The following is a 12429-nucleotide window of genomic DNA, read 5'->3' on the forward strand; positions in this document are numbered from 1 at the left end:
CAAGTTAAGGCTAACATAAAACCTAAATATCAAACAAATATGGCATACCAAAAACTGGATGCATTAAAGAAATACTTCGGATACGATTCTTTTCGCCCCCAACAATCTGAAATTATCGATACCGTGATGGCCGACAAGGACTGCCTGGTCCTGATGCCGACCGGAGGCGGAAAATCCGTTTGCTTTCAGATTCCGGCTCTGTTGCGACCCGGGCTTACTGTGGTTATTTCCCCGCTGATCGCCTTGATGAAAGACCAGGTGGAAGCGCTCAGGAGTAATGGAATAAATGCCGGATTTCTGAATTCTTCGATTTCCTCAGCAGAGCAGGACCAAGTTCTCTGGCAGGCCAAAATAGGCGAGCTCAAATTGCTTTATATCGCCCCGGAGCGGCTGTTCTCCGGCAATACTTTTGATTTTTTAAAGGAATGGAACGTCGGGCTTTTCGCAATTGATGAAGCCCATTGTATTTCTTCCTGGGGCCACGATTTCCGCCCGGAATATCGCCAGCTAAACACGTTGAAACTTCGTTTTCCCGAGGTTCCGCTCATTGCACTCACTGCCACTGCCGACAGGGTTACACGTCGGGATATCTTAAAGCAACTTCGCATTGAACATGCCGAAACTTTCATTGCCAGCTTTGACAGGCCCAATCTGAACCTGAGCGTATTGCCGGGCAGAAAACGCCTTCAGCAAATCCAGAGTTTTATCAGCAAACACGAAAACCAGGCTGGTATCATTTATTGTCTCAGCCGCAAAGGGACCGAAACCGTAGCCGCAAGTCTGCAGAATGCTGGTTTCAAAGCCGAATTTTATCACGCCGGCCTTGCAGCAGAAAAACGATCAAAGGTTCAGGAAAAATTCTTAAAGGACGATATCCAGATCATTGTTGCCACGATTGCCTTCGGCATGGGCATTGACAAATCCAATGTCCGTTGGGTGATTCATTACAACCTACCCTCTAATGTAGAAAGCTTTTACCAGGAAATCGGGCGTGCCGGGCGCGATGGGTCGCCCTCGGATACCGTTCTGTTTTACAGCTATATGGATATCATTACCCGGCAGGACATGATCAACAATTCCGACCAATCCGCAGAACAAAAGGAATTGCTCCACGCTAAGCTCAATCGGATGAAACAATATGCCGAGGCGGACATATGCCGACGCAGGATTTTGTTGAGCTATTTTAATGAAGCAGTCGACAGAGATTGTGGCAATTGCGACGTATGCAGAAACCCAAGAGTTCGGTTCGATGCAACGATTATAGCTCAAAAAGCACTCTCTGGTATTGCACGAACAGATCAAAAGGTAGCAATGGGCATGCTGATTGACATTTTGCGTGGTAGCAGGAACCGAAATGTACTCCAATACGGATACGACCGCCTTCCCACTTTTGGAGCAGGCAACGAGCTTCGCAGTGAAGAGTGGGCTGAGTACATTGGCCAATTGCTGAACTCAGGCGTGATGGATATTGCCTACGACGAGGCGCACGCTTTTAAACTTAACCCTGTTAGCAGGCAGATCTTAAAAGGGGAACGTAAAGTTGAACTGGTGAAATTCATTCCCCTAAACGAACGAAAAGCAAAAGAAGAAGAGCTTGTACCTAAGGAAAAAGCAAAGCAGGAGATCATTCGCGATGCACTGTTTGAGCGACTAAGGCTGCTCAGGAAACAGATGGCCGACGCAACTGGAGTCCCCCCTTACGTCGTTTTCAGCGATGCGACCCTTTCGGAAATGGCACAGAAAAAACCCATTTCCGAAGCACAGATGAAAGCAATACCCGGCATAGCCGATGAACGATTCAGAAGATACGGCGAAACATTCATCAAAGAAATCATTGATTTTGCACGCGAAAATACAAAGCCAGGCACGCGGGTCGTCAAAGGAATGACCTTCGTTGAAACACTTGATCTTTACAAAGAGGGGTATTCAGTTAAAGTTATTGCAGAAAAGAGAAATCTGAATGCAGTTACGATCATTTCCCATCTGATCAAATTAAAAGAAGAAGGCAATCAAATTGATCTGAAAGCACTGATCGATGATCGGGCCTACAAGACAATTATTCAAGCGGCGCTGGAAATGCAGATCACCAAAAATGATCCCCTTAAGCCTCTTTTCGAACTACTTAACGAACAATTTGATTATGGGCAGATCCGCTTAGCACTGGCAATTTGGGAGGAGGAGGGAGAAAGGTCATTTTAAACGCTATATTTGTATAATTATATTTCTTATTTAGCCATGCCAAGACAAAATATACGTTCAGGGTCTCCCTGGGAAGATAAAATGGGTTACTGTCGCGCAGTACGTATCGGAAATATTGTAGAAGTGTCCGGTACTGTCGCCATAGTGGATGGGGAAAAAGTCAAAGCTGATGATCCTTATGCCCAAACGAATAACATCATAGAACGCATTGCGAAAGTTTTGGAAGAAGCAGGGGCAAGCTTGCAAGATGTTGTTCGTACCCGGATTTTCACGACCGACATCATCTACTTCGATGAAATAGCGAGAGCGCATGGAGCCTATTTCCTTGATATTAAGCCTACAACCTCCATCTACGAGATCAGCAAACTAGTTTCCCCTGATTATCTGGTAGAAATAGAGTTTACAGCAATAGTTCAGTAATGTAACGGAATAATGAAAAATAGCCCTCAGGATGCAACAATGGGCATTTTTCATCCAAATTATTTTTTAGGAATTACAACCCTCTGGCTCAAAATTTGCTCTTTGAGTGGTAGTTGTCTCACTTTGACACGAAGCTATACGCATCTTTTTATGAAAAATCATCTTACTTTAATCATAGCATCACTTTTACTAGTACTCTGCGTATTGGAAAAGCAAGCAAGCAACAAAGCTGGAAGAAATATGAATGTGGAAAATATGTACAATTTTCCGGATAAAAATATCAACAGCAATGCCACAGTGGAGCAAAACCATGAAGAAGGATTGGCAGGAGAAAAATCACTATACAATCCTTCACCATTGTTTCAATTTGCTTCAGCGGATTCCACGTCGCAGAATTTGCTGAATATTTCGGCGAGTAATAAGGTTCTGAACTATTAAGTTTTCAGCTGAATAATCCCATAATATCCTCCTGGCTGAGCTTTTTGATAAAACCGGATTCCCCTCCCACCAAGTCTTCAGCCAGATCCTGCTTGCGCTGTTGTAGCAGCAATATTTTCTCCTCAATCGTGTCTTTACAAATCATTTTATAAGCAAAAACTTTTCGGGTTTGCCCTATACGATGCGTCCTGTCGATTGCCTGCCGTTCTACGGCCGGATTCCACCAGGGATCAATCAGATAGACATAGTCCGCTTCTGTGAGGTTCAATCCTACCCCGCCCGCCTTTAAGCTCATGAGGAAAACCCGGCATGTCTGATCATTTTGAAAACGGTTGACCCTTCCCGCTCTGTCAACCGTTTGACCATCCAGATATTCGTAAGGAATGTTCATCTTTTCCAAATGCTGGCGAATCAAGTCCAACATACCAAGGAATTGACTGAAAATCAAAATCTTATGATTGGATGCATTTTCTTCAATCTCCCGGGTTATCTCTTCCAACTTAGCCGATTCGTTTCCAAAATCCTCATCCCCTGACAAAATAGACGGAGAATCACATATTTGTCTTAGTTTCAGTAATGCTTCCAAAATCAGGAAGCTGCTTTTGTTCAACCCGTCAGTAGCAAGCTTTTCCGCAATTTCCTGGCGATACCTCTCTCGGAAAGTCTCGTAAACTTTTCGCTGCTTATTGCCCATTTCGCAAAACAAAATGGTTTCTGTCTTATCAGGCAAGTCCGTTGCTACTTCTTCCTTGGTGCGTTTCAGCATAAACGGATATACCAGCTTTCGTAATTCTGCCGCTTTCTCTTTATCCTGATACTTATCGATAGGCGTGGCATATTCGGTGCGGAAAAAGTCCGCATGCCCCAGCATACCCGGGTTCAAAAACTCAAACTGGGAATAAAGGTCAAAGGTATTGTTCTCTACAGGCGTACCCGTCATCGTTAAACGATTTTTGGCATGCAAGAGGCGGGACGCTTTTGAAGTAAGTGAATCCGGGTTTTTGATGGCCTGCGCTTCATCCAGAACAATGTAGTTGAAATCAAAGTACCGTAGCAATTCCACATCGCTACGCATCGTACCATAGGTGGTGAGAATGATGTCGTATTCTCGGAAAAAATCAATATCCTTCCGCCGTGACATTCCCCGGTGAACGAATAATTTAAGGTCAGGCGTAAACTTCGCTGCTTCTGCCTGCCAGTTGAAAATCAGTGTTGTTGGAACGACAACAAGATTCGTATTGGAGGGATCTATGTTTTTCTGCTGCTGCAAAAAGGTAAGCATCTGCAACGTTTTCCCCAAACCCATATCATCTGCCAGGCAACCTCCCCAGCCGAATTCATCCAGGAAATGGATCCATTTGTACCCTTCTTCCTGATATTGTCTGAGCGTAGCATTTACATTTCCTGGCAAAGGAACATTAGGTATCTGCTTAAAATTGAGAAGTTTCTGTTTTTTCTCCCATAATTCACGGAACACCTCTTCATTGTCAATTTCTGACACCAGTTCATCGATCAGCGAGAAGTGAATTTTGGAGAGATGAATCTGGTCGTTATTGATTCGTCCGAACTGCAATAACGGTTCCAGCTTACTGATCCATTCGTCTGGAAGCATTCCGAGCGATCCATCCTGAAGCTGCACATATTTCTGCTTTTTAAGCAGCGCCTTTTTCGCCTCTGCCAACGATACTACCTGATCCCCGAAATTGATCTCGACTTTCATATCAAACCAATCAATCCCTGAAGAAGCCGTCACTTTTACAGTACCGCGATTGGGGTTGAAACGCATTTTTTTGAGGTCCTTGAAGCCAAGCAATTCAAAGTGCTTTTTCCTCGCGCTCTCTACAAAGTTGAACAGCCACCCATCTTTCATCACCTGATCAAACGGAACATAAAAGAACGATTGACCCGTTTGCTGTCCGAAGTTCGGATGTATCGACTTTACCCATTCCCAAACTGCGTTCTCGGCGGGTAGGTCACGTTCCAGCATGGTTATCTGATTGTCCTCGAAGCTGGTTTTCGACCGCCTTTGATCGTGCAAAAATTCTATTTCTCCCGTTTCGCTGTCGGCTGATTCGTACACATAGGAAGGGACGATCAATAAATTGGCATCATCCTCTTTCAGGTAAATTTTAGGCTTTTTAAATGTAAGTTGACCCAATCGTACCTGATGTCGGGTCTGGAACATCACATCGAACTGCTCGGTAACCGGAATGATCCAGTCTTTGAGAAAACCATCTCCGAATTCTTTTTTAACGCGTATTTTGTATCCATTCTGGCTCAGATAGGCAACCATTTCCGCTTCACTTATCCCCGCCCAGCGAAAAAGAAGTTTTTCATTGTAAATCCCGAGCCAAAAGCTATCAAAGGAAATAACTTTTTGCAGTTCCAGTGGTGTCCCGGCTTTCAGTTCAACATAAGGATTAAGTGTGATAAATTCCTTATCTTCTGTAAGAACGAAAAATAGCTTGACCGGCTCACGCAGCAATTCGAGCTGAATAAGCTGGTTGTTACTGGTGATATAATCACCGTCGGCCAGGTATAGCCTTTCGGGATCCAGGTCGTTGAAAACGCGGTTGATTTGCTTGCCAACGTAGTTACGCGCTTCATAACGCTGCTCGGCACCGACATCGTCAAAATGTAAGTACGCATTGTAAGCCCAGCCCTGCTTCCGGATAAATTTTTGCAGACCTTCTTCCCAATGTTTCGCCAAACGCACCAGCCTCGCATCGGCTTCATTCAAAACCGGAATTTCGTCCGCTGCATAGTAGTGGCTCGATCCGCCGGCGATGTTGCGGATATTGGTCAGTTTTTCTGATTTAGTACTATATCTAACAGAAAATACACCGAACCCTACATCCAGTAAATGGTTCTTACCTTTCGGCCAAAAAACAAATATGGAAATCCTGTCTTCGTCGTCCTGACCATTTTCGCTGATTGATATATTGAAAGATCCATTTTGTTCAGGTAATATCCGTTTTCTCAGTGAGCTCCAGTCCTGATACGGTCCGACCTTTTGCAAAGCAGCATCCAGTTTGATCAGTAACAGTCCACCATCCTCATCCAACCTGAAATCAAATTTGTCTTTATAAGGATCTTCCAATGAAAAGCCATATTCTGCCAGAAGGTTGTTTTTTTCGACTGTTAAATCCCGCATAACCTCAAAGGCCTTTTCGCCGAGCTCATCTCGAAGTTTGAGCAAGGCCGCCAATTTATGCTCACACAGCGGTACCCATAATTTTTTCCCGCACGTGCAGGAAGTATGAACCTGCCTGGTATTCTTGATCCTCTGGAAGGCTACCTGGTAACTGACATTGTTTTCCACGACCAGACACTCCGCTTCTCCTTCTTTGGCAGAAACGATTTCCACTTCCTGCAGAGCAGCCCTGTTTTTCCAGACGTCATCTGACACCAGGCTTCTCAGCTGAAATTCTTTTAATTCGGGGAGTTCAACGACCGTGCTGCTCATATCATGAACAACTTGCTTGATCGTAGGCATTTTGTCAAGAATATACAGAATTGCTGCAACCCGGTGCTTACAAAGCCCGTTTTTGTCGGGACATGAACATTCTGTTGTTATCTGGGGAGTAAGAAAATCCCGGATGTAGATCTGGTAAAACTGAATAGAATAGTCGCTCTTGACTTTGAATTCAGCATTGCCGGGGCCATTATAATCAAGTTTAGAAACCTTTAAGCCGCCACTACTATAAATGGAACGCCCTCTTGACAGTACATCCTTGTCTGCCCGCCTTAGTAAGAAGTTGGATAATTTCTCCCTCTTTTCGTTTTCCATTTACCCTGCTGCCGTTTAAAATGCAAAAGTACGGTATGTTTCTCTTTTATAGAAACCCAACCAGAATATATGGTAGCTCAAGAAATCCTCAACGGATATAGGGTTGTCTGATGACGCCTATATGGCCTGAATTCAAGGTTTTGCAATAAAAATCAAGAATTTGTTTCCCTATATTCGGGTATAAAAGTTTGACCTCCAGTTCTGTCACCGGAAGCCACACAACTTCCAACGCTGTCGTTTGTTCGGGATTCAAGACAGGGGTACCCGATAGAATCTCTGCTTCGAAGACCATATGCAACGTTTCCTTTTTTATTTCGGGCCATATCACTTCTCCTGAGCAAACCATCGCATTGACCGTCGCGGCAATACCCAGCTCTTCCTGCAATTCCCGAGCAAGCGCCACAGACAAGCATTCACCCGGGTCAGGATTTCCACCCGGCAGCGCATACACTTCCGAGTCGCCATAGCAATAGCGCAAAGTCAAAACCGAGTTTCCCCGGAGAATGATGGCAGAAGGTCGTACGTTCATGCTGTATCAGTTAATCCTGCAAAACCATTTTTTCAATAAGCAACATGAAAATGTGAATGACCTTGATGTGGATTTCCTGGATACGGTCGGCATATCCGAAATGAGGCACCCTGATTTCAATATCTGCGAGGCCTCCCAGCTTTCCGCCATCTTTTCCCGACATGATAATCACCTTCATTCCTTTGGACTTCGCTGTCTCGACCGCACGGATGATGTTCGCGGAATTACCGCTTGTGCTCAATCCGAGCAGGACATCACCTGACTGGCCCAATGCCTCCAGGTATCGCGAAAAAACGAACTCATAACCAAAATCGTTACTCACGCAACTCAGGTGGCTGACGTCCGATATCGCAATGGCGGGTAACGCGCGCCGGTTATCCCGGTATCTCCCCGTTAATTCCTCCGCAAAGTGCATGGCATCGCAATGTGAGCCGCCGTTCCCGCAGGAAATGATCTTTCCGTTATGGTTGATCGCCGATGCCATCATCGCCGCAGCGACCTCTATTTTTTCAATTTGTATGGGATCGTTCAAAAAATGGTCAAGCACCGTTTGCGCTTCCCTTAATTCCTGGCTGATGATACTATGATAATCCATATGAAAACATTTTGACGAAAACCATGCACGATAAAAATCAATGCAAGCAATGGCAAGCTACTATAATATCACAATCTGACAGCCTTTAGCACATGCAATTTTCTGCCCGGGCCCTTGTGCCTTTCTACCCGGAAGCCCGCCGCAGCTAAAGCCCTTTTAACAATTCCTTTTGACGAATATGTTACCAATACGCCTCCAGACTTGGTTTGGGCTGCTATTTTTTTGAAAATTTCTTCCGTCCAGAGCTCAGGCTGGGCACGCGGATCAAATGCGTCATAAAAAATCACATCGAATAGCACTTCCGATGTGAAGTTCTGAACTTGTATATTTTCTTTTTGAAAGGAAAAAAAGTCCGAGATATTGTTCTGCAACGACCATGGCGTATTGTGCAGATCCAAAAAACCGCTTTCACCAAGCAATTCGCCATAATTCAATTTGGAAGCTTCTTCCGACGTTATCGGATAAGCTTCCACGGAAGTGTAGTAAACCTGCTTTTGCAATCGACTAGCCAGTTTCCAGGCCAGAAATGCATTCAGCCCGGTGCCGAAGCCCATTTCAAAAACCCGGACCGGCTGATCCGAATTTTCAAGTACTGGTCGTAAACCCAAATTAATGTAAATGTGCTCTGATTCATTCAGAGCACCTTGAAGCGAATGATATTGTTGATTGAATTGTGCGCTGAACAAAGAATGCGAGCCGTCTTCAGTTACGATAAGGCGTTCCAAATAAGCCAGATTTTAGTTTGGCTTAAAAGTAATTAAATCATTCTTCGCAGGGTAATCTGGGTAAAGAAAATATCCCCTTTTCGTTTGACGAGTAAGTCAATGTTTTTTCCGTCTCCTCTTTGCATCAGCTTATAAATGTCGCTGACATTTAGTTCAGAGGCCGAATGGTCATCAATAAAGAGCAACTGGTCGCCTTCCAGCAGGCCTGCCCTTGAGGCCGGGGAGTCGTCGGCAATGTGGTCTACGAAGTAAGAATGGAAATCCCTGCCTTCTGCCCTGATCTCCATACCGCTCATATCATGCTCGAACTTCTCGCGCATGCGGCTTTTCACAGGTTTGAGAACCATATATCCGCCCTGGTAATTCATCGTAACCTTAAACCGGCGCAGCAATTCGCATCCGATATTTCCCTGGCGCTCTGTCCCCGCTTTCAACTTTGAACCAAACGAAATACTGTCTGGAAAGGAGGCCACGATATTGTCCATCTGGTAACGGCCTACCCGAAGTCTGTCAATACGGCCCAGATTACCGTTGATGACGCCGTTCAGGCCTCTTCCGAGCTGAGCCCTGATTACCTTCTCGGGCAACCGGAAAGATTCCTTAGGTGTATTGTTCAGCAGCAATGCATGACCGGCACCGGTGTCAATCAAGACCCGTATAGGATGTTCTCTTCCATCGGCGAATAGGGTTACTGCATCTGTGAAAGGCTTGGTATCTTCAATAATCAGTGGGTGTTTGTCACCCTTGTTGGTTTTGTAGTGGTATTTCTCGGGCCGCATCAGAACCAGCTCTTTTTTTGAAAAGTCGATGGTCACCACAAAATTGTTAAAAATTTCATAGCCAAAAATACCGTGTACCGGAACGCCTACATATTCGGAGAGCCGAAGAAAATCTTCCTCCAGAACCACGATATTCTGATGATTGGCCTTCAACCGCCCCATTGCAAATCTGTTGTCAATAGCAACATGAGCGGAAATGGATTTCCCTTCCCCTGCTCCTGTCAGATCAACTTTGCGGGTTAAACGTAGCTTGTCCGGCTTTAAAATGTAGGGATCCGTGATAATGATCGAGCTTACCCCTGTGTCTAATATAAAGCGCAGAGAATCCGTATCATTGATCTTGGCATATAAGAGGATAAGATTGGAATGCAGCTCAAATGGTATACGGGCTGTTTTATGGTTCTTATCTAAAAAGTAACCATACCTCTCCTCTGAAACGGGGGGAATGTCTTTTGTTTTAGCAAATGATGCAATGCCTGTAAAAAGTATGATTGCTAAAAATAACCACTTAGACGTTTTCATCGTGGCCTCCTTTCTTTAAAATTCTGTGTCTAAAACTCTTCGGCTAACATTCTACAAAACACGCTGATGATAATGGCTGAACTCTGTCTTTATATCTTCTGTGTACACCCAAGTATCGATTCCACCAAACAGGTTAATTAAGTAAAATTAATGCATTTTAACTCAATTAAACACAAAAAAATCTTTATAAGAACAAACTTTCTGGCAATAATTTTATCATTTATGTAAAATCATGCAAATGATGAAATTATGGTAATTTTGTTGCGTAAAAAGACCTTATTTCACAATAAAAATTTTCTCATGCGAAAAAAAATCGTTGCCGGTAACTGGAAGATGAACAAACTTCTGGATGAGGCAGTTGCGCTCACCTCCGAGCTGGTTAATATGGCCAAAGATGAAGTTCAAAATGATGCGAAAATCATCCTCTGCCCACCCGCCATCTATCTCACCACGATCAAAAAATATATAGAAGACGTCCCTCATTTTTCATTGGCGGCCCAGAATTGTTCCGAAAAGGTCTCGGGTGCTTTCACCGGTGAAATTTCTGCGCAGATGCTGCAGTCTATCGGTGTTGAATATGTGCTCATCGGGCATAGCGAGCGTCGCCAGTATTTCAACGAAACAAATGCGCTTTTGGCTGAAAAGGTGAATACCGCGCTGGCCAATGGCGTATCCCCGATCTTTTGCTGCGGTGAGTCCCTCCACCAGCGCCAGAATGAAGATTATATCGGATTTGTAAAAAATCAGATCACTGAAAGCCTTTTCCATCTTTCTGAAGAACAACTGTTATCCGTCATTATCGCTTACGAACCAATCTGGGCAATCGGTACCGGACTTACCGCCAGTGCTGAGCAGGCGCAGGAAATGCATGCCGCATTACGCGCGCACATTGCTTCAAAATATGGAGCTGGTGTAGCCGACGACATTTCCATCCTTTATGGCGGAAGCGTTACCGCAGCAAGTGCACCGGAATTGTTTGCAGCACCGGATATCGACGGCGGACTGGTTGGAGGTGCATCCCTTAAATCAAGGGAGTTTATCAATATTATCAAAGCCCGGTAAAAACAATGGTCATTTATTGCCAGGCCTGGTCATGTATTGAAATATCTAAAAACAATACCTGCCTATTTCTGACAATAAATGACCATCACTGATCTTTGCGATTTACATTTGCGTCACTACAAATTCCACCCTGCGGTTTTTCTTCCGATCCTCTACCCCGCCCTTGCTGATAGGCCTTGTAGCACCATATCCTTTCGCTTCAATCCGGGCAGCATCTATGCCCTTTTCGATAAGATACGATTTAACAGCTTCCGCCCTTTTTTTAGACAATTCAAGATTTTTGTCAAAATCGCCTACATTATCGGTATGCCCTTCCACCCTAATTTGTAGGGTAGGGCTTTCTCGCATCATATTTACCAGTCCATTGAGCTCTTCATATGACTCTGGGAGGAGCGTGAATTGTGAAGTTTCAAAATAAATATTAGGAAGTGTAATGGTTTCACCCACGGTCAAAGGGGTCAGGTAAACGTCCCGGTCGAATGCTGTATTGTCCGACGAGTCGGCGGGCGTAACATTGATTGACGTACCATAATAGCCTTTTGCCGAAACCTTCAGATCATATTTCCCCGAAGGATCCAAACCGATCCGATATTTGCCAGATGAAGATCTGATTTGCAATGAATCCCCATTCTCCAGGTAACTGATCTGCGCAGCGATCGGTTTTTTAGTTTTCGCATTATAAATTGTCCCGGTAATAACTGGCGCGCCACTCATTTTTTTCTCTGGCTGCGGATTTTTAATAATGGGCTCTTCAACCGGTTTAGACACAGGTGCTTCTACCTTCGCTGCCGGTTTTGATATCTTTGTCGGCTGTCTGTTTACCGGGTTTTTGATGTGTACTCCATAAAAATTCCACGACTGAGATCCTTGCGAACTTCGGCCTTCATAAAAGTCAAATTCTTCTATACCAGGAGTTAAGCGCTCAAAATAGGCCACGAAATCGACCGTTTCACCCGCTGTTACTTCTTTTCTGCTGGTGGTAGGAATGTTCTCAGCTTTGATGAACTTGAACTTTTTTTCGATTTCGCCCGGTTTATATAATCTCGTTTCGGGATCAAGCCAAATCTGGTTACCGCCTGTCTTAAATTTCTGGTCCGGCCCTTGTGGGAAGGGAAAGGGGAATTGCTTAGGTACGGACTGACTCGCCCGGGTTTCTGTAAACTGTAAATAGATAATAGTATACCGGTCTGTAAGTTCCACTTTTTTAATTTTTACATAGGGTTGCGATTGTTCTTCAACCTTTGGGTTTTCTGTTATCTGTCCGAAAGTGGTATGGAATGAAAGTATAATCGCGCCGGAAAAAGCCAGAAGCAATTTGAAATTCATGGTTTTAAATTGTTAGTTTTTAATAACTGCAAGAACGCGTGAAA

10 protein-coding genes are annotated in these 12429 nt (G+C 44.4%); 4 read left to right on the forward strand and 6 right to left on the reverse strand.

Going from position 1 to position 12429, the window contains the following annotated elements:
- The first annotated feature begins 39 nt into the window (after positions 1-39).
- The 3 genes from recQ to AC1XUF_RS29925 are packed head-to-tail and all read left to right on the forward strand — an operon-like array spanning position 40 to position 3057.
- Positions 40-2199: a DNA helicase RecQ gene (gene recQ, locus AC1XUF_RS29915; RefSeq protein WP_483345548.1), complete on the forward strand. Its 2160-nt coding sequence runs from the start codon at positions 40-42 to the stop codon at positions 2197-2199.
- Between the two features lie 36 nt (positions 2200-2235).
- The gene (locus tag AC1XUF_RS29920; RefSeq protein WP_483345603.1) at positions 2236-2619 is read left to right on the forward strand and encodes a RidA family protein; all 384 of its coding nucleotides are present in this window, start codon (positions 2236-2238) and stop codon (positions 2617-2619) included.
- A 12-nt stretch (positions 2620-2631) separates the two neighbouring features.
- Positions 2632-3057, forward strand: a complete 426-nt coding sequence (locus AC1XUF_RS29925; protein WP_483345549.1) for a hypothetical protein — start codon at positions 2632-2634, stop codon at positions 3055-3057.
- Between the two features lie 4 nt (positions 3058-3061).
- Here AC1XUF_RS29925 and AC1XUF_RS29930 read toward each other — a convergent pair whose 3' ends face one another.
- The 5 genes from AC1XUF_RS29930 to AC1XUF_RS29950 all read right to left on the reverse strand — a co-directional run bounded on the left by AC1XUF_RS29930 (position 3062) and on the right by AC1XUF_RS29950 (position 9997).
- On the reverse strand, positions 3062-6847 hold the full coding sequence (locus tag AC1XUF_RS29930) for an SNF2-related protein (RefSeq protein WP_483345550.1): 3786 nt from the start codon (positions 6845-6847) through the stop codon (positions 3062-3064).
- Between the two features lie 88 nt (positions 6848-6935).
- On the reverse strand, positions 6936-7376 hold the full coding sequence (locus tag AC1XUF_RS29935; protein WP_483345551.1) for an NUDIX domain-containing protein: 441 nt from the start codon (positions 7374-7376) through the stop codon (positions 6936-6938).
- A gap of 10 nt (positions 7377-7386) precedes the next feature.
- A complete protein-coding gene (gene lpcA / locus AC1XUF_RS29940; protein ID WP_483345552.1) occupies positions 7387-7971 on the reverse strand; it encodes a D-sedoheptulose 7-phosphate isomerase in 585 nt (194 codons plus the stop codon).
- Between the two features lie 68 nt (positions 7972-8039).
- Positions 8040-8696, reverse strand: a complete 657-nt coding sequence (gene mnmC2, locus AC1XUF_RS29945) for a tRNA (5-methylaminomethyl-2-thiouridine)(34)-methyltransferase MnmC2 (protein ID WP_483345553.1) — start codon at positions 8694-8696, stop codon at positions 8040-8042.
- A gap of 32 nt (positions 8697-8728) precedes the next feature.
- Positions 8729-9997, reverse strand: coding sequence for a pepsin/retropepsin-like aspartic protease family protein (locus AC1XUF_RS29950; protein ID WP_483345555.1), 1269 nt, complete (start codon positions 9995-9997; stop codon positions 8729-8731).
- Positions 9998-10297: 300 nt separating this feature from the next.
- Between AC1XUF_RS29950 and tpiA the strand changes: the two genes are divergently transcribed.
- Positions 10298-11059 carry a triose-phosphate isomerase gene (gene tpiA / locus AC1XUF_RS29955; RefSeq protein WP_483345556.1) on the forward strand — a complete coding sequence of 254 codons (762 nt, stop codon included), beginning with the start codon at positions 10298-10300 and terminating at the stop codon, positions 11057-11059.
- Positions 11060-11161: 102 nt separating this feature from the next.
- Here tpiA and AC1XUF_RS29960 read toward each other — a convergent pair whose 3' ends face one another.
- A complete protein-coding gene (locus tag AC1XUF_RS29960; RefSeq protein WP_483345557.1) occupies positions 11162-12385 on the reverse strand; it encodes an OmpA family protein in 1224 nt (407 codons plus the stop codon).
- Between the last annotated feature and the right edge of the window lie 44 nt (positions 12386-12429).

The sequence above is a fragment of the Dyadobacter sp. HNCC25DJ185 genome, from assembly GCF_056895195.1.

What these genes read in the sequence shown, in the direction of transcription:
- lpcA (WP_483345552.1), bottom strand. Translation starts at nt 7,971, where the DNA reads ATGGATTATCATAGTATCATCAGCCAGGAATTAAGGGAAGCGCAAACG.
- AC1XUF_RS29930 (WP_483345550.1), bottom strand. Translation starts at nt 6,847, where the DNA reads ATGGAAAACGAAAAGAGGGAGAAATTATCCAACTTCTTACTAAGGCGG.
- AC1XUF_RS29960 (WP_483345557.1), bottom strand. Translation starts at nt 12,385, where the DNA reads ATGAATTTCAAATTGCTTCTGGCTTTTTCCGGCGCGATTATACTTTCA.
- AC1XUF_RS29925 (WP_483345549.1), top strand. Translation starts at nt 2,632, where the DNA reads ATGAAAAATAGCCCTCAGGATGCAACAATGGGCATTTTTCATCCAAAT.
- recQ (WP_483345548.1), top strand. Translation starts at nt 40, where the DNA reads ATGGCATACCAAAAACTGGATGCATTAAAGAAATACTTCGGATACGAT.
- AC1XUF_RS29920 (WP_483345603.1), top strand. Translation starts at nt 2,236, where the DNA reads ATGCCAAGACAAAATATACGTTCAGGGTCTCCCTGGGAAGATAAAATG.
- AC1XUF_RS29935 (WP_483345551.1), bottom strand. Translation starts at nt 7,376, where the DNA reads ATGAACGTACGACCTTCTGCCATCATTCTCCGGGGAAACTCGGTTTTG.
- AC1XUF_RS29950 (WP_483345555.1), bottom strand. Translation starts at nt 9,997, where the DNA reads ATGAAAACGTCTAAGTGGTTATTTTTAGCAATCATACTTTTTACAGGC.
- tpiA (WP_483345556.1), top strand. Translation starts at nt 10,298, where the DNA reads ATGCGAAAAAAAATCGTTGCCGGTAACTGGAAGATGAACAAACTTCTG.